Here is a 17,887-nt window from a genome sequence, read left to right as displayed (position 1 = left end):
AAAATATTTTAATTAGTTTCATTTGATGGGCAAATTAACCAATGTTTAACACATCTCGCATAGTGAAAACGCCCTTTTTGTCTTTGATCCACTCTGCGGCAATTACAGCTCCCATAGCAAACCCTTGTCTGCTATGAGCAGTATGCTTAATGCTAATGGAATCTATATCAGAATTATAGGTCACTTTATGTGTGCCAGGTACTTCAGGAATGCGTTTGGCTTCAATATGGATTTCATCAGCAAATGGTTGTTCTAATGTCCACCATTTGTATCTAGTATTTTCAATAATTTGTTCTGCTAAGGTTATTGCGGTACCACTAGGTGCATCCAATTTTTTTGTATGATGAATTTCTTCAATTTCAGTGCTGTAGCCGTCCACAGTGGCCATAAGTTGACTTAATTTTTTGTTGATTTCAAAAAAGATATTTACACCTAGACTAAAATTAGAAGCATATAAAAACGTACCATTTTTAGAATGGCAATAGTCACTAACCTCATTGTATTGATCAAGCCAACCGGTTGTGCCAGATATAACAGGTACACCCGAATCCAGTGCCTTTTTTATATTGGCAACAGCTGCCGTTGGGATACTAAAATCTATAGCTACATCTGTATTTGAAAAATCGAAATCCTCTGTAGCGTTGGAAATCTTTAAAACAATAGTATGGTTACGTTCTAAGGCAATTGCTTCTATACTTTTTCCCATTCTGCCATAACCAAGTAACGCTATATTCATTAGAACTTGAAGTTTAATGTTAAACCTAAATCAGTAGAATTTTCTAGTTGATTGTATTGATAATGTGGACTCAAAGTGAGGTTTTCATCAACATTAAATTGTAAAAGATGGGCATCTACATTAGCATCGATGATATTTAACGCATAGAGTCCTATGGTCACTAAAAGTGAAACTTCCTTATTACGCCTAAATTGTTGTTGTGCTCTTATGAGGCCATCATCTGAAACCACACCAAAAAATTCATCATCTGTAAATCCTGCTAACCGTCTTTTGTAGGCATCTCTATAGCGGTCAAATTGCCTGTCGTTTCTCAAATAAAAGTAAACACCTGTACCAATAGCACCCCAAACAATTGGAATTTTCCAATATCTCTTATTGTAAAACTGACCAGCACCTGGTAAAATCGCCGAGTAGAATGCAGCTTTAGACGGTCTTAGGGGATCGATTTCTTTTCTTTCAATGAGCTTACTGTCTATTAATACAGGCTCATCCTCTAAGGTAACACTCAGACTATCACCTTCTTTTTGTGCAAATGAAAATGATATTAAAAGGATGGATAGGAAACCAAAAAAGAGCTGTTTATTTGGCACGTTGCACTAGTTTTTTAATCCTGTTGAAATCCTCTTCAGAATGAAAAGGAATGGTAATCTTTCCACTTCCATTTTTCCCAAGCTTAACATCAATCTTATGACCGAAATATTCAGAAAAATCTTTAATCCCTTTTTTGATGTATTTAGGAACTTCCATATTGTCTTTTTCTGCTTTAGGTTCTTCCTGTTTGTGTAGGTTTTTAACAAGTTGCTCTGTAGCTCTTACGGAAAGTTTCTGGCTTATAATTTTTTCATAAACCTCGAGTTGGTCAATTGGATTTTCAATATTAACCATAGCTCTACCATGACCCATGGAAATAAAACCATCTCGCATTCCCGTTTGGATAATAGGATCTAGCTTTAATAGACGTAAGTAATTGGCAATAGTCGAACGCTTTTTACCCACACGTTCACTCATTTGCTCTTGGGTAAGATTAATCTCGTCAATCAAACGTTGGTAGGACAAAGCAATTTCAATGGGATCTAAATCCTGTCTTTGAATATTTTCTACCAAGGCCATTTCTAAAGACTCCTGGTCATTGGCAATTCTGATATAAGCAGGTATAGTTTCTAATCCTATTAGTTTAGAAGCTCTAAAACGACGTTCACCAGAAACCAATTGGTAGTTGTTAAACGCTAATTTTCTAACCGTAATAGGTTGAATAACACCTAATTCTCTAATAGAAGATGCTAATTCTCTTAGCGACTCTTCGTTAAAGTTAGTTCTCGGTTGAAACGGATTAACCTCAATACTATCAATATCGAGTTCTACAATATTACCTACTACCTTATCTGCATTTTTGTCCTCAGCAGACTTGATATCGTTATCAGGATCTTTGAGTAATGCAGAAAGCCCACGTCCTAAAGCCTGTTTTTTTGTTGCCTTCGCCATTAAAATTCATTTTTCTTTATAAGCTCTTTCGCCAAACTTAAATAGTTGGCCGCGCCTTTACTGCTTACATCATAATTAATAATGCTTTCCCCATAACTAGGCGCTTCACCAAGTCTAACATTACGTTGAATGATAGTTTCAAATACCATATCGCTAAAGTGCTTTTGTACTTCTTCTACAACTTGATTCGATAAGCGCAAGCGCGAATCGAACATGGTGAGTAGCATACCTTCAATATCTAACGCTTGGTTATGTATCTTTTGTACACTTTTAATAGTATTTAACAATTTCCCTAAACCTTCCAAGGCAAAATACTCGCATTGGATAGGAATGATCACTGAATCTGAAGCTGTTAAAGCATTCAAAGTTAATAATCCTAATGAAGGTGCACAGTCAATCAATATATAATCGTATTCAGATTTTAAATCCGAAATAGCTTGTCTAAGCATGTATTCGCGTTCATCTTTGTCCACAAGTTCTATTTCAATAGCAACAAGGTCAATATGTGCTGGAATCACATCAACGTTCGGAGCATTAGAAGCGATAATGGCTTCTTTAGCTGTTTTTGTATGTTCTAAAACCTGATACGACCCAAATTCTACAGCATCTACATCAATGCCTAAACCAGAACTTGCGTTCGCTTGTGGATCTGCGTCTATAAGTAGGACTTTCTTCTCTAGGGCACCTAAAGAAGCTGCTAAGTTTACTGAGGTTGTTGTTTTACCAACACCACCTTTTTGATTAGCAATAGCAATGATTTTACCCATTAAATGATTTGGTTTATTAAGGGTTTAAAAATACAATTTATTATGGGTTTTGAAAATTGAAGTTGTTAACAGTTTTACTTTTTGTTGATCGGTACTATTTTTAATCTTTTTCACCTTGTATTCTGAGTTAGCCGACTGAGAACTAAATAATTGTGAAACTTTAATTGTCAGTTTTTTAACACAATTTTAAAATCTTAATATTTAACTTTAGCCTAACCATTAAATTAATCAAAAATATGAAAACTAATTTTCGCACTGCATTAGTGCTGGCTCTGACTTTGCTGCTTTCAGTATTGGTAGAGGCGCAGCCAAGACAAACCGCTTCGGTAGAAGGTATCACTGAGTACAAATTGGATAACGGACTTAAAGTCCTATTATTCCCAGATAACTCTTCACAAACTATTACAGTAAACATTACTTACAAAGTAGGTTCGAGACATGAAGGTTATGGGGAAAAGGGAATGGCACACTTGTTAGAACATTTGGTGTTTAAAGGAACGCCAAACCACCCGGACATTCCGAAGGAGCTCACAGCTCGTGGAGCTAGACCAAATGGTACTACTTGGTATGACCGAACCAATTATTTTGAAACCTTTAATGCCACAGAAGATAATCTAGATTGGGCTTTGGATTTAGAGGCCGATCGCATGGTAAATTCTTACATCGCTAAAAAAGATTTAGATTCTGAATTTTCGGTGGTTAGAAATGAGTTTGAATCAGGTGAAAATTCACCAACCAGTGTGTTGATGCAAAAAGTGATTAGTTCTGCATTTTTATGGCATAATTATGGGCAATCTACTATTGGTAACAAGTCTGATATAGAGCGTGTGCCAATTGAAAATTTAAAAGCGTTCTATAAAAAATATTACAGACCAGACAATGCCGTTTTAATGGTAACAGGAAAATTTGATACCGATAAAACCTTGGCTTTAATTGAAAAGAAATTTGGAAGTATTAAAAATCCAGACACCCCTTTAAAGGATGTGCCAACAATTGAGCCACCACAAGACGGTGAAAAGCGTGTAGAGTTGAGCAGGGTAGGTGATTTACAGTTGGTATCTGCATTATATCACACACCAGCAGGATCACATGTAGATTATGCGCCTTTAGCACTTGTGGAAAATATCTTAACAGATCAACCATCTGGTCGTTTGTATAAAGCCTTGGTAGAAAGTAATAAGGCATCTTCAATTTGGAGCTTTTCGCCATTTACCAAAGAACCAGGATTTATGTATTTTAATGTCGATGTGCCTTCGGATAAATCATTAGCTGATGCTGAGGCTACCTTGTTGGAGATTTTTGATGGGCTTAAAGATAATCCAATTACCGAAGAAGAGTTAAAACGTGCTAAAGCCAACTTAGGTAAGCAAATGGATCAGATGATGCGCAACTCTTCATTCCTAGGAACTTACACCAGTGAATTTATAGGTGCTGGAGATTGGAGATTAATGTTTATCCATAGAGACCGTGTAGAAGCTGCCACACTAGAGCAAGTCAATGAGGTTTTAAGCAACTATTTCATAAAGACCAATAGAACGGTTGGTAATTTTATCCCAACAAAGCAACCAATGCGTATCGAAATTCCTCACACTGAAGGTTTGGAAGCCTTGGTGACTAACTATAAAGGTAAGGAGGCCATGAGTGTTGGTGAGGCTTTTGATGTCTCTTATGCCAATATTCAATCGCATTTAGATTCTGGTGTTATTGGTGAAACAGGTATTGAGTACGGCTTCATCAAAAAAGACAATAGAGGTGAAACGGTAAACGTGAATTTCACCTTTAGAAATGGTAGTGTTGATGATTTAATGGATAAGGGAATGGTGGCGAGTTATACGGCCAGAATGCTCAATAAAGGTACTAAAAGTAAATCTAGACAGGACATAGAAGACAAGTTGAGCGAACTTAAATCTAGTGTTTTCTTCAGTGGTAACAACGGTAGAACTTATGCATACGTTACTTCGACAAAAGAGCATTTAATGGAAACTCTGGACTTAATGACCGAAATGTTAAAAACACCAGCATTCAGTCAAGAAGAGTTAGATAAATTAAAAACTCAGGATATAGCTAACATTGAGCGCAACAAAACCGAACCGCAGTATTTGGTGCAAAAGCGTTTGGGTGAAATTAATCAGACTTATCCGAAAGGACATCCGTTGTACAATATGTCCATGGAAGAAGAGCTTGCAGCGATTAATGACGTGACGGTTGAAGCTATGCAAGCGTATTATGATGATTTTTATGGAATCTCTAACAACGCAACTTTAGTGGCTATTGGTAATATAGACGAAGCGGCGCTTAAAGGCTACTTCGAAAAAGAGTATGCCGATTTTAAATCAGAGTTGCCTTATTCTGAAATTAAAGATCCGTTTAAACCAAACAATCCTGCTAACGAGAAAATAAAAACTCCAGATAAGAAAAACGCTTTTACGCTTGGTTTCTTAAATTTTGAATGTAGCCAGTACGATGAGGATTATGCAGCTCTACAAGTTGCAGGTTCTGTATTTGGTGGAGGATTCTTAAACTCTCGAATTGCTACAAGATTACGCCAGCAAGACGGTGTAAGCTATGGAGCAGGTGGAGGAGTTAATGTAGATGGTGATAAGGAAGATAAAAATTCCGGTATGTACATCTATGCTATTTATGCACCAGAAAACGAAGCCAAAGTTCAAAAAGGATTTGAAGAGGAAATAGCACGTTTTATTAAAGATGGTATTACACAACAAGAATTAGATGATGCAGTAGCTGGTTGGGTGCAGGCACAAAGCGTTTCTAGAGCAAAGGATAATGAATTGGCAAGTACCATTAATAATAACCTTTATTACGATAGGGATATGATGTTCCAAAAGAATATCGAGGAAAAGGTGAAGAGTCTTACAGTTGAAGATGTTAATAAGGTGATTAAAACTTATTTTAAAGATATGGAAGAGTGGACTGTTGTTAATGGAGGAGATTTTAAAGAGTATGAGATAAAGAAAGACGATAAAGTTGAAGATTAATTAGCCAAACTAGCAACAAAAAAGCCCTTCAATCGAAGGGCTTTTTTTATTAATTATTATAGTATCTATTCAATCAAAATCTCTAAAATTTTAATAGCAGCATCACTGATTTTAGTTCCAGGTCCAAATACAGCGACTGCACCAGCATCGAATAGATATTGGTAATCTTGTTTTGGTATCACACCACCAACAATGACCATGATATCTTCTCTACCGTAGTTTTTTAATTCTTCAATAACTTGAGGTACTAAAGTTTTATGACCGGCCGCTAATGAAGATACACCTAAAATGTGCACATCATTTTCTACGGCTTGCTTGGCAGCTTCTTTTGGGGTCTGGAATAATGGGCCAATATCCACATCGAAACCAACATCGGCATAACCTGTTGCCACAACTTTAGCACCTCTATCGTGGCCATCCTGTCCCATTTTTGCAATCATAATTCGTGGTCTACGACCATCTTGTTCTGCAAATCGGTCTGCTAGTTCTCTGGCCTTTTTAAAGCTTTCGTCGTCTTTTATTTCTTTGCTATACACTCCGCTAAATGATTTTATTTGTGCCTTGTAACGTCCAAACTCTGCTTCCAAAGCATCACTGATTTCACCCAAAGTTGCACGTTTTCTTGCGGCATCTACGGCTAAAGCTAATAAATTTTCTTCACCAGATTTTGCGGCAGCTGTTAATTTAGCCAACGCTTCATCAACGGCTTTGGTATTTCTTGTGCTTTTAATGCGCTTAAGACGCTCTATTTGTTGGGTTCTAACGGTTTGGTTATCTACTTCTAGAGTTTGGATTGGGTCTTCTTGTTCTAAACGATATTTATTGACACCAACAATAATGTCTTGTCCAGAATCAATACGTGCTTGTTTACGAGCAGCAGCTTCTTCAATACGTAACTTCGGAATTCCGGCTTCAATGGCCTTGGTCATGCCGCCCAATTCTTCAATTTCTTGGATATGCTCCCAAGCTTTATTGGCAATCTCATGCGTAAGCGATTCAACATAATAACTTCCAGCCCAAGGGTCTACTGTTTTGGTGATGTACGTCTCTTCTTGAAGATATATCTGTGTGTTACGAGCAATACGTGCAGAAAAATCCGTTGGTAAGGCGATAGCTTCATCCAAGGCATTGGTGTGCAAACTCTGTGTACCACCAAAAGCGGCAGCGGCGGCTTCAATACAAGTTCTAGCCACATTGTTAAATGGGTCTTGTTCGGTTAAACTCCAGCCTGAGGTTTGTGAGTGCGTTCTCAGTGCTAATGATTTTTCATTTTTAGGGTTAAATTGTTTCACGAGCTTTGCCCAAAGCATACGAGCCGCTCGCATTTTGGCAATTTCCATAAAATGATTCATGCCAATAGCCCAAAAGAAGGATAAACGCGGAGCAAAAGTATCTATATCCATTCCTGCTTCTAATCCTTTTCTAATATACTCTAAACCGTCAGCTAAGGTATATGCTAGTTCAATATCGCAGGTAGCACCAGCTTCTTGCATATGATAGCCTGAAATACTGATACTGTTAAACTTTGGCATGTTTTGACTGGTATATTCAAAAATATCTGAAATGATTTTCATTGATGGAGTCGGTGGATAGATATAGGTATTACGCACCATAAACTCTTTGAGAATATCATTTTGAATGGTTCCTGCGAGTTGTTCTGGTTTTACCCCTTGTTCCTCGGCAGCGACAATATAAAATGCCATAATAGGTAAAACGGCACCATTCATGGTCATGGACACTGACATTTTATCTAATGGGATTTGGTCGAAGAGAATCTTCATGTCTTCAACCGAATCTATGGCTACACCCGCTTTACCAACATCGCCAACCACGCGTTCATGGTCTGAGTCATAACCTCTATGCGTTGCTAAATCAAAAGCGACCGAAAGCCCTTTTTGCCCTGCAGCAAGATTTCGTCTGTAAAAGGCGTTACTTTCTTCAGCAGTAGAAAATCCAGCATACTGCCTAATCGTCCAAGGTCTACGCACATACATGGTAGAGTAGGGTCCACGAAGATTTGGTGCAATACCAGCTACAAAATCTAAGTGGTCTAGTTGTTTGATGTCGTCTGAAGCGTAATTTGATTTTACCGTAATGTTTTCGGCAGTTAAAAACCCATCATTCGTTTTTTGCTGTTTGTCCTGAACTTTATTTTGCAATGTAATATGTTGAAGTGCTCTGCGTGTCATATAATCATTTTTTCTAAAAAGAGGTCAAAATTAATCTGAAAAGGAGCCATGAGATTAATGAGTACCGTTTTGTTGTTTGAGGATATAAAATAAACGTGTTGAAACGCCTGTTGGTTTAGTTTTAAGTTCTCAAGTTTAAAAATAGCCTTGAATACTTGAGCCTTTCCATTGTCATTGTGCTTGGCTGTGATTTTTGTAAACTTCAAATCGGTTACTTCAGAAGCTTTAGCCTGATTTTGCCTAACAATCCCTAAAATGAACTTAGCGTCTTGACGGCTAATTGGCTGATATGGAACAGTATTGATTGTGTAGGTAGCATTTACTGTGTTATCAAAAAAAACATAGTGATTACCTTCCATTTCTCGGATATGTCTAAACCGAGTTCGTTCTATTTCTAAATCCTTGCTGTCAGTGACCAAAGAATCCAATAACTTTAAATAATCGATAGATGAATATTTTTTAAATGTTTTTGGCAAAAAGATTTTAATACCATCATCGCTCAAAAAATGAGTTTGTCCGTCAATTGCTTCAATGTCATTAATTTCAGTCCAATTGTATATTTCCTTGGCAACTTCGAGACAGGATGTTAGTGTAATGAAAAAAACACTTAAAACAAGTACTATAGATTTTCTCAATACCATGTTTTATTCTTCTTTTAATCTTTTGATTTCCAATTTTTCAGATAGTCGTTTCTCAATTATTGGTTCAATTAGTGTTTTTCGTTTTTCAATTTTTAAAAAGGGACTTATTTCTAAGTCGTTTTTCATTTGATCGGCTGGATTTGGGTGCTTGTTAGTACCTAAGAGGATTAACTTTTCAGCATCAAAATCAGCTTGTTCTTTATCAGCGCTTTCTTTTATTTTTCGCTGAATGGTACCTTCTTTTAGCTGGCTTAAGAAGCCTCCGTTGTTTTCAATATCCTTAAAAAGTGCCAATGCTTTTTCGCCTAATTGTTTGGTCAAACTTTCAATGTAATAGGCGCCATCAGCAGGATTGTTAACCTTATCAAAGTAGCTTTCATTTTTAAGGACTAACAATTGATTACGAGCGATACGATTTCCAAACTCATTAGGCTTATGATAAAGGCTATCATAGGGTAAGTTGGCAATTATATTAGCACCTCCTAAAACGGCACTCATACACTCTGTTGTGGTACGCAACATATTAACATTGTAATCGTAAATCGTTTTATTGCGCTTGCTTGGTAATGCAACAATTCTACAATTGGTATTAAAACCATATTCCGAAGCCAATGTTTGCCATAGTTGTCTAAGTGCTCTGAGTTTAGCGATTTCGAAAAAATAATTTGAGCCTATTGCTGCGTTAAATGTGATGTCTATGGATTCCTTAATTTCACTTGAAATTCCATCGAGATGATTTAAGTATTCATTGGCATGTGCTAAAGCATAAGCTAGCTGTTGAACGCAATTGGCACCAGCGTTTTGGTATAAACTTGTATCTATGGAAAAGTGTTTGGACACTTTTAAAATGGTATCAAATTGAGTATGGTCTTCCTTTAAGTTGGTATACCAATTTCCTGTTTTGGCTAAATGCCCTATGATATCTGTATGGATGTTTACTTGGGATCCTTCAGCTGCATTTAGAATATGAGAATTCACTTTATTTATAAATGTGCTAGAGAGGAAATCACATTGTATTTCAACAGGAACTAATGTTAAATCTATATTTTGAAATAAGTCCTCAACTGAAATCGTCTCAGAAATAATGTTGAAAATAATACTCTCAGCACCTCTCGTAATGGCATCGATGGCATTTGCATTTGCTTCCTTGGCATCAGTTACCTCAATACCTTGAGAAATTTTCCATTGAGAAGTTTGGCTAGCTAAAGGTTCTGGTAAATTTTCAAACTCGTCAGAATGGTAAAATGGTTTTACGTCTATACCTTCATTGGTGTGCCAAATTAAGGTGTCGTTGTAATCCGCACCTTTAAGGTCTACTTGTATCTTTTGTTTCCATACTTTGGAGGAGACACCATCAAAGTCTTTAAATAAGGATTTAGTCATCTTTATCTTGTTTAGCTATACTGTCTTCGTACTCTATAATGAAAATGTCTTCGTTCGCTTTTTTCATATAGTAATTCTCACGAGCCGCACGTTCAGTTCCTTCTTCCGTACTCAATTCTTTTATAGCTTTGTTATCTTTTACTATTTCGTTTTTGTAATGTTCTTTTTGGTATTCTAGTTCTTCAATTTCTTTATTGAGTTCGTTGTGAAATAATAAAGAGTGTGCGTCAAAAAATAACATCCATATAACAAATACCAAAAGCACTAGAATATAAATATTCTTGAATGGTTTTAAGTATCGGTTATTAAATATTTTCATTGCAGGCGTTCATTTATAATGGTTTTAACGATATCTACAGCAACTGTGTTGTACTTATTGTTTGGGATAATGATATCTGCATATTCCTTCATGGGTTCTATAAATTGTTGATGCATTGGTTTTAAGGTTGTCTGGTACCTAGTCAGTACTTCGTCAATATCACGACCACGTTCTGTTATATCTCTCTTCAAACGGCGTATAAGGCGTTCGTCCGAGTCAGCATGCACAAATATTTTAATATCAAATAATTCTCTAATTTCAGGATGCGATAAAATAAGAATACCCTCAACAATCATCACTTTTCTTGGTTTCGTTACGATGACATCTCCAGTCCGGTTATGCTTTACGAAAGAATATACAGGTTGATTGATGGATTGGCCTTTTTTGAGATCTTTGAGATGTTTTTCTAGTAACTCAAAATCAATGGATCGTGGATGGTCAAAATTTATTTTAACCCTTTCTTCAAAACTCAAATGAGAGGTATCTTTGTAATAAGAATCTTGAGAGATGACGCCAACTTCACCTTCAGGAAGTTCTTTTAGAATTGTATTAACAACTGTGGTTTTTCCACATCCAGTTCCGCCACCAATTCCAATTATAAGCATTGTAAAATTATAGATTTAGTTAGTTGTACAAAGTTAGCTAATTAAGCCTAGTTTTTAATGATTTTTGTCACATCTTCCGAAGTCACAAAATTACCATAGTTATTTCCCCAACTGTGGTTAATGTAGTTTAAAACGTCCGCAACTTCCTTATCGGTCAAACCTAAAGGACTCATGACGCTATTGTAAGTTATCCCATTAACAGCAATTTCCCCTGACATACCATTTTTTATGCCTTTTATACTGGCTTTCTGATTGTCTCTTAAATAGTCTGACTGAGCCAATGGCGGAAATACTTTTACTGCACCTTTGCCATTGGGCATATGACAAGTAATGCATAATTTTTCATAGACTATTTTTCCACGTTCGTAGCTTTCCTTTTGTTGTGGGTCTAAAGTCGGACTCTCTTTTTTTACTGAATAGTCAGCATCATTATTTTTCTTCTGTCCCGAATTACAAGACACCGCAAAAAAAACAATAACTAAAAGTTTATAAAGCCTGCTCATTGCCTTAATAATTTTACAATTCCTAAATTTTCTACTCCGACGTAAATGTAACCGTCTGGTCCTTGTTCTATAGATCTCACCCTGCCAATACCATCTAACAAGCGCTCTTCTTTAGTGACTTTTCCGTTTTTTATAGTACACATGTCCAAATACTGAAATTTTAACGAGCCAACCAATAAGTTTCCGTTCCAATCTCCATATTTGTCACTATTGATAAAAGCCATTCCACTTGGTGCTATAGACGGATCCCAATAATGAAGAGGCTGCTCCATGCCTTCTTTTTCCGTGATATCTGTAAATTTTGTACCACTATAGTTGACACCGTAACTAATTACAGGCCACCCATAATTCTTACCTGGTTTAATGATATTTATTTCGTCACCACCTTTAGGGCCGTGCTCGTGTGTCCAAATTTCATTAGTTTTAGGATGAAGGGTCATGCCTTGTGGATTTCTGTGGCCATAAGAGTAGATGGCTTTTTTGGCATTAGAAACCTTGTGGAACGGATTATCATCAGGGATTGTGCCATCGGCATTAATACGATATACCTTGCCGCAATCTCTGGTGATATCTTGTGGATTTTCGTCTCGATTTCCGCGATCACCAATGGTAAAAAACAAATAACCCTCTTTATCAAACAGAAGACGTGAACCAAAATGTTGTCCTTTTTGAGAATTGGGTTCTGCTTTGTAGAGTACTTTCCAATTGGTTAGCGTCATATTATTAAATTCAGCAGAAGCTATAGTGGTATTGCCACCTTCGCCTTCACCAAGAGAGGATGCATAAGAAAAATAGATGAGATGGTTGTCTTTGTAATTGGGATGAAGTGTAATGTCTAAAAATCCTCCTTGCCCTCTTACATATATTTCTGGGACACCTGAAATTTCAGTTTTAGTCCCATTTTTAAAATGAATCAATTGTCCAACTTTTTCTGTAATTAACATAGCTCCATCGGGTAAAAATGTAAAGCCCCATGGAATGTTTAGGTTTGGAACGACAACTTCATGTGCATTCTTAGTATTTATAGGGTTTTTGTCTTGAGCACAAGTAAGTAAACATATGAGTATAAGTACAGTTGTGTTAAGTTTTAACTTCATGTTTTTATTTGAAATACGGGTCAAACTCTAAAGTTAGAAAATTGTTGTTGGATTGTAAAGAAAAACTCTATATTTGCAGTCCTTAAAACGATAACCTTAATTCGGGGTGTAGCGTAGCCCGGTTATCGCGCCGCGTTTGGGACGCGGAGGTCGCAGGTTCGAATCCTGCCACCCCGACTTCAAAAAAAAAGCTCAGCAACTGCTGAGCTTTTTTTTTTTTTTAAATATCATTAGAAACTATTGTATTCAAAATCAATTCCAGATACAATGACGGCACTGATTAAAATAAGTAGAATGAAACCTATTACCTTTGCGCCGATTACTGTTTTCTTATCTTTCTGAAAAAGATAATCCTTTCTATCTTCATTCTTTTCTTTTATAAATTTCATTTTTCGCATTTTTTTTGGTTTTCTTTAATATACTGATTTTTATGCCTCTTAGCAAGTTAAAAAAGGTTAAAGGTGTGAACCATAAATCGTGAAAAGAACATGTTTTTGTAAGATTTTGTTAATTTTTTCATTGCTTTTTAATGGTTCTAAGTCTAATAACATGTGTTCATCGATTTTTTTTTAATAGGGACTTTTATTTACATAGTTTCATGCATTGAAAAATGAAAAGGAAATATGCTAACTTTCATAGTACCTATAAAAAGTGAACGTGTCTCTGACAACTGGACAGGGTTTTGCTCTCTAGTGGAAAGAACTTTTAAGTCTATTTGCAATCAGTCTGACCAAAATTTTAAGGTGGTCGCAGTTTGCCATGAGATTCCACCCATTACTTTTACCCATAGGAATATTAATTATTTACAGGTAGACTTTAAACCTCCAGTTAGACAATCAGATGAAAGTAATGAAAGTATCAATAAGCGTAGAGAGATTGATAAAGGAAAAAAACTAAAGCTGGGTGCGGATTATGCCAAAGAAAAATTTCAGACTGATTATATTATGACGGTAGATTCGGATGACTATGTCAGTTGCCGCATTGCCGAATTTGTTAATAAGTCCGATACAAATGAACCAGGATGGTACACAAAGAATGGCTATCTGCATTTTGAGGGCAAGGCCTTTTTGTTTGCAACCTTTAAATTTAGTTATCTCTGTGGAAGTTCTGTGATTGTTAAACCAGAACTCTTCAAATATTTTTTTGATGTAGACCCAATACTATATTTTGACCACCGTTTAACGGTTTTAGATAGTCGTATAGAGCTTAAACCTTTACCATTTTATGGTGGTATATATAGCATGGCGAATGGAGAAAATCATTTGATGCATGTTTCAAACATCAAAAAATTTAACAACCATAAAGGTTGGATGTCTTCAGCTGGTTTGAGTCGTATTATTACTAAAATTAAGAACTATCGTTTCAGATTTATCACAAAAAAGATTCGACGGGAATTTAATTTTTATAATTGATATTACTCAACTCGAACATAGTTTTCGGAGTAAATTCTATTACCAAATTCATCCAATTCAATTTGTTGAAATTTATTGGGATATAAATCAAGTTCAAAAATAAATTTCTTTTTTTCGTCGATAACCTCTTGCATGACTTCAGATCCAAAATCTAGCACTTCGGTTAATTTATCACCATCATAGTTGTACGTGCCATATCCAAACCACTCAGATGAGTCAGCCGCCCTATGTTTGCACCACATGACTTTAGTGTCGGTATACATTTTTAATTGTCTAAACTCGGGATTTCTATCAAAGGAGTCGACAACAACATCGTCTTTGTAATTATAAAATCCGGTTAGTTCCCAAGTGCCCTTTAATGAATTTAATTTCTTTGACGTATTAGCCACAGTAGTATCTTCGTCTTTGGTGATATGGTTACAAGACAAAACTAGTAACAATACAATGTTGAATAAAAAAAGCTTTAATTTCATGACTGATATAGTTTTTATTTTTTAAGCATCTAAAAATTAATAAATTATATCGAGAAAATGAAGTAATTATGATTATTTATATTGGTATAAGGAGTGTTAATAACTTATAAGTAAGGATTTACTCAAAAATCCTACTTTTGTTAGTGATAAAATACATGATATGTCAGATTCAATTGAGAAAATAAAATGTTTAATAATAGGTTCTGGACCTGCAGGATACACAGCGGCTATTTATGCTTCTAGAGCAAACATGGAACCCGTTTTATACCAAGGAGAACAACCAGGTGGTCAATTGACCACAACGAATGATGTTGAGAATTTCCCAGGATATCCCGATGGTATTACAGGACCAGAAATGATGATCCAATTACAGAAACAAGCAGAGCGCTTTGGTACGGATGTTCGTCATGGGTGGGTAACTAAAGTAGATTTCTCTGGTGATATCCACAAGGTTTGGATAAATGATGAAAAGGAAATTCACGCTTCAACGGTTATTATATCAACAGGTGCCTCAGCTAAGTATTTAGGGCTTCCATCGGAGCAAAAGTATTTAAAGCTTGGTGGCGGTGTTTCTGCTTGTGCAGTATGTGATGGATTCTTTTACAGAAACCAAGAAGTAGTTATTGTAGGAGCAGGTGACTCGGCTTGTGAAGAAGCTCATTATTTATCAAAGCTTTGTAAAAAAGTAACCATGTTGGTGCGTAGAGATGAGTTTAGAGCGTCTAAGATTATGGCTGAGCGTGTTAAAAAAACCAAGAATATTGAAATTTTATACAATACCGAAACCGAAGAGGTTTTAGGGGATGGGCAAGTAGTCACAGGTGTGAGGGTATTTAACAACCAGACCGATGAAAAGTTTGATATTCCTGCTACTGGGTTTTTTGTGGCTATTGGTCATAAACCTAACACGGATATTTTTAAAGGCCAGATAGATTTAGATGAAACAGGATATATCATAAATGCTGAGCCTGGTACAAGCAAAACCAACGTAGAAGGGGTATTTGTTAGTGGTGATGCAGCAGACCATGTGTATAGGCAAGCAATTACTGCTGCAGGTACAGGTTGTATGGCAGCCTTGGATGCAGAACGTTACTTAGCTGCTAAAGATGCAGATTTTGAAGTAGCAACCTCTACTTACAATTAAGTTTTCAGGATTTTCTTTAATTTTTTCTTAGAAATATTAAAACCCAAGTATAGCACTTGGGTTTTTTATTTTTTGTAATTCTCAAAATAATTCAATAGAACAGAATATAATTCAACAAAAAAATCGAAATGTGATAAATATCATAAAATTTGAATGTCTAAATCTTAACCTTTGTATCGAACTAATTAAAAACACTATGCAATTATTTAAGCACTTACCAAAAAAATCGCTGCTATGTACAATCGTATTTGTTATCTCGGCAGTAGTGTACTCTCAAGATTACAAACTGGATAATACGACCTCCTTTATGAAGATAGAAGGTACTTCATCCTTACATGATTGGCATATAGATGTTGAAAAACAAGCTGGAAGTCTGGTTCTTGAGCAGTCTGAAACAATTAATGTAAAGGCAATTAGTCTAACAGTAGAAAGTGAAAGCTTAAAAAGTGGAAAATCCAGAATGGATAAGAACACTTATAAAGCCTTAGAAACTGATGACTACAAGAAGATAACCTTTAAGTTAATAAAGACAACAGAGATTAAAAAGTTATCTGATGGTATATACGAGTTTAATGGTGTTGGGGAATTAACTATTGTTGGTAATACCAAGGAAATAGCAATGTCATTAAAGCTTGAAATAAAAGACGGTATGGTTCTAATATCTGGTAAAAATGAAATAAAAATGACAGATTTTGGAGTAGAACCACCAACCGCACTTTTAGGAACAATTAAAACCGGTGATGCCATTACAATAAGTTATAAATCAACGTTCAAAACAAAATAAATAGTAATAAACTAACACAATTAAAAAATTATGAAAACTACATTAAAAACCTCAGTATTAATTATGGTCATGTTAGGACTGTTTAGTCTAAATGCCCAGAACAGAAATTTAGACAATTACAGACAACCTGATAAACGTGGTATAAATGTATTTGAAGCACCAAAAGACAGTGTTTCAACGTTTGAAGGTGTAAAAGTAAGAGTAGGCGGACAATCTACATTACAATATCAAGCCATAGACCATGAAAATGGTGTAGCACCAGCTGATCAAACAACAACGAACACATTACAAGAAATAGGTTATAACTTTAACTTGGCTACAGCCAATTTAGACTTAGATGTAGCTTTAGCTAAAGGTTTAAGAATGCACTTAAGAACCTATTTATCTTCTCGTCACCACCCAGAACCTTATGTAAAAGGAGGTTATATTCAAATCGATAACCTAGATTTCATTAGTGAAGGGGCTTTAAGTAACCTTATGAAGTATACTACTGTTAAAATAGGGCATATGGAAAATAACTATGGTGATGCACATTTTAGAAGAAGTGATAATGCGCAGGCTATTTACAACCCATTTGTTGGTAACTTGATTATGGATGCTTTTACAACGGAGGTTGGAGCTGAAGTTTATTATCAAAGAAATGGATTTATAGGTATGATTGGATTCACTAATGGTAAGTTAAATCAAAATGTTCTCGAAGGTTCTAATGGTAAAACAGGTGGAGCAGCATTTCTTGCAAAATTAGGGTATGACAAACAGTTCACCGATGATTTCAGATTTAGATTAACAGGGTCTTTATACACTACAGGATATGTTGCAAACAACTATCTTTACACAGCAGATAGAGCTGGTTCTAGATATTACTCTGTTTTATCACCAGAACAATATTTTGATTTTAGATCACAGTCTCTACAAAATACTACAGCTACTAATACATTTAGAACAGGACGTTTTGATCCTGGTTTCAGAAATAGAATTACTGCTATTATGTTTAACCCATTCGTGAAGTATGGTGGCTTGGAATTCTTTGGTACTCTAGAATTTGCAAATGGTAGAGCCGCTTCAGAGTCTGATAACCGTAGTACAACACAGTTGGCTGGTGAAGTAATCTATCGCTTTGGCTCTAATGAAGACTTCTACATCGGTGGTCGTTATAATACAGTAAGTTCAGAACAATCATTTGGTGATGCAGATATTGATAGATTCCAATTGTCAGCTGGTTATTTCTTAACTAAAAATGTTCTGGCAAAACTTGAGTATGTTAATCAAAGCTATGATGGCTATCCATCAGATAACGTTCTCTATGAAGGTAAATTCAATGGCTTAATGTTTGAAGCTGTCATTAGCTTCTAAAAA

General features: G+C 35.8%; 18 protein-coding genes and 1 tRNA gene. 6 read left to right on the top strand and 13 right to left on the bottom strand.

Annotated features, from left to right (window positions below):
* Positions 1-34 precede the first annotated feature (34 nt).
* The 4 genes from dapB to ACFQ1K_RS04645 are packed head-to-tail and all read right to left on the bottom strand — an operon-like array spanning position 35 to position 2,985.
* On the bottom strand, positions 35-736 hold the full coding sequence (dapB, locus tag ACFQ1K_RS04660) for a 4-hydroxy-tetrahydrodipicolinate reductase (protein WP_320556491.1): 702 nt from the start codon (positions 734-736) through the stop codon (positions 35-37).
* Positions 736-1,326: a DUF5683 domain-containing protein gene (locus tag ACFQ1K_RS04655; RefSeq protein WP_320556492.1), complete on the bottom strand. Its 591-nt coding sequence runs from the start codon at positions 1,324-1,326 to the stop codon at positions 736-738. Before ACFQ1K_RS04655 ends, dapB begins: the two co-directional genes overlap by 1 nt.
* Positions 1,316-2,218 (bottom strand): ParB/RepB/Spo0J family partition protein, encoded by a 903-nt coding sequence (locus tag ACFQ1K_RS04650; RefSeq protein ID WP_320556493.1) that lies wholly within the window; start codon positions 2,216-2,218, stop codon positions 1,316-1,318. Before ACFQ1K_RS04650 ends, ACFQ1K_RS04655 begins: the two co-directional genes overlap by 11 nt.
* Complete coding sequence (locus ACFQ1K_RS04645) at positions 2,218-2,985, bottom strand: ParA family protein (RefSeq protein WP_320556494.1); 768 nt, start codon at positions 2,983-2,985, stop codon at positions 2,218-2,220. Before ACFQ1K_RS04645 ends, ACFQ1K_RS04650 begins: the two co-directional genes overlap by 1 nt.
* Before the next feature lie 236 nt (positions 2,986-3,221).
* On the opposite strand from ACFQ1K_RS04645, the gene ACFQ1K_RS04640 reads away from it, so the two are divergent.
* A complete protein-coding gene (locus tag ACFQ1K_RS04640; RefSeq protein WP_320556495.1) occupies positions 3,222-5,981 on the top strand; it encodes a M16 family metallopeptidase in 2,760 nt (919 codons plus the stop codon).
* Between the two features lie 65 nt (positions 5,982-6,046).
* Here ACFQ1K_RS04640 and scpA read toward each other — a convergent pair whose 3' ends face one another.
* The 7 genes from scpA to ACFQ1K_RS04605 are packed head-to-tail and all read right to left on the bottom strand — an operon-like array spanning position 6,047 to position 12,718.
* Entirely contained in the window at positions 6,047-8,170 is a 2,124-nt protein-coding gene (gene scpA, locus ACFQ1K_RS04635; protein ID WP_320556496.1) for a methylmalonyl-CoA mutase, read from the bottom strand.
* Positions 8,167-8,811: a hypothetical protein gene (locus ACFQ1K_RS04630; protein ID WP_320556497.1), complete on the bottom strand. Its 645-nt coding sequence runs from the start codon at positions 8,809-8,811 to the stop codon at positions 8,167-8,169. The genes scpA and ACFQ1K_RS04630 overlap by 4 nt, the downstream gene beginning before the upstream one ends.
* Positions 8,812-8,814: 3 nt before the next feature.
* Entirely contained in the window at positions 8,815-10,194 is a 1,380-nt protein-coding gene (locus tag ACFQ1K_RS04625) for a methylmalonyl-CoA mutase subunit beta (protein ID WP_320556498.1), read from the bottom strand.
* A complete protein-coding gene (locus ACFQ1K_RS04620) occupies positions 10,187-10,513 on the bottom strand; it encodes an FtsB family cell division protein (RefSeq protein WP_320556499.1) in 327 nt (108 codons plus the stop codon). Before ACFQ1K_RS04620 ends, ACFQ1K_RS04625 begins: the two co-directional genes overlap by 8 nt.
* Positions 10,510-11,118: a uridine kinase gene (udk, locus tag ACFQ1K_RS04615; protein WP_320556500.1), complete on the bottom strand. Its 609-nt coding sequence runs from the start codon at positions 11,116-11,118 to the stop codon at positions 10,510-10,512. Before udk ends, ACFQ1K_RS04620 begins: the two co-directional genes overlap by 4 nt.
* Before the next feature lie 47 nt (positions 11,119-11,165).
* Positions 11,166-11,621 carry a c-type cytochrome gene (locus ACFQ1K_RS04610; RefSeq protein WP_320556501.1) on the bottom strand — a complete coding sequence of 152 codons (456 nt, stop codon included), beginning with the start codon at positions 11,619-11,621 and terminating at the stop codon, positions 11,166-11,168.
* Positions 11,618-12,718, bottom strand: a complete 1,101-nt coding sequence (locus ACFQ1K_RS04605; protein WP_320556502.1) for a PQQ-dependent sugar dehydrogenase — start codon at positions 12,716-12,718, stop codon at positions 11,618-11,620. The genes ACFQ1K_RS04610 and ACFQ1K_RS04605 overlap by 4 nt, the downstream gene beginning before the upstream one ends.
* 102 nt (positions 12,719-12,820) lie before the next feature.
* Here ACFQ1K_RS04605 and ACFQ1K_RS04600 point away from each other — a divergent pair.
* Positions 12,821-12,895 (top strand) — tRNA-Pro (locus ACFQ1K_RS04600).
* Between the two features lie 53 nt (positions 12,896-12,948).
* Here the strand turns inward: ACFQ1K_RS04600 and ACFQ1K_RS04595 are convergent.
* A complete protein-coding gene (locus tag ACFQ1K_RS04595) occupies positions 12,949-13,116 on the bottom strand; it encodes a hypothetical protein (RefSeq protein WP_320556503.1) in 168 nt (55 codons plus the stop codon).
* 225 nt (positions 13,117-13,341) lie between these two features.
* Between ACFQ1K_RS04595 and ACFQ1K_RS04590 the strand changes: the two genes are divergently transcribed.
* Positions 13,342-14,130: a hypothetical protein gene (locus ACFQ1K_RS04590; RefSeq protein WP_320556504.1), complete on the top strand. Its 789-nt coding sequence runs from the start codon at positions 13,342-13,344 to the stop codon at positions 14,128-14,130.
* Positions 14,131-14,132: 2 nt separating this feature from the next.
* On the opposite strand, the gene ACFQ1K_RS04585 is transcribed toward ACFQ1K_RS04590, so the two are convergent.
* Positions 14,133-14,603, bottom strand: a complete 471-nt coding sequence (locus tag ACFQ1K_RS04585) for a hypothetical protein (protein ID WP_320556505.1) — start codon at positions 14,601-14,603, stop codon at positions 14,133-14,135.
* A gap of 160 nt (positions 14,604-14,763) precedes the next feature.
* On the opposite strand from ACFQ1K_RS04585, the gene trxB reads away from it, so the two are divergent.
* From trxB to ACFQ1K_RS04570, 3 genes are all read left to right on the top strand, one after another.
* Positions 14,764-15,747, top strand: a complete 984-nt coding sequence (gene trxB, locus ACFQ1K_RS04580) for a thioredoxin-disulfide reductase (protein WP_320556506.1) — start codon at positions 14,764-14,766, stop codon at positions 15,745-15,747.
* 196 nt (positions 15,748-15,943) lie between these two features.
* Positions 15,944-16,531, top strand: a complete 588-nt coding sequence (locus ACFQ1K_RS04575; RefSeq protein ID WP_320556507.1) for a YceI family protein — start codon at positions 15,944-15,946, stop codon at positions 16,529-16,531.
* A 30-nt stretch (positions 16,532-16,561) separates the two neighbouring features.
* Positions 16,562-17,884 (top strand): hypothetical protein, encoded by a 1,323-nt coding sequence (locus tag ACFQ1K_RS04570; protein ID WP_320556508.1) that lies wholly within the window; start codon positions 16,562-16,564, stop codon positions 17,882-17,884.
* Positions 17,885-17,887 lie beyond the last annotated feature (3 nt).

It is taken from the genome of Winogradskyella aquimaris (assembly GCF_042676105.1).
GTDB lineage: Bacteria > Bacteroidota > Bacteroidia > Flavobacteriales > Flavobacteriaceae > Winogradskyella > Winogradskyella aquimaris.
The sequence above is the reverse complement of the archived record's forward strand: the minus strand, read 5'-3'. Positions and strand labels throughout refer to the sequence as shown.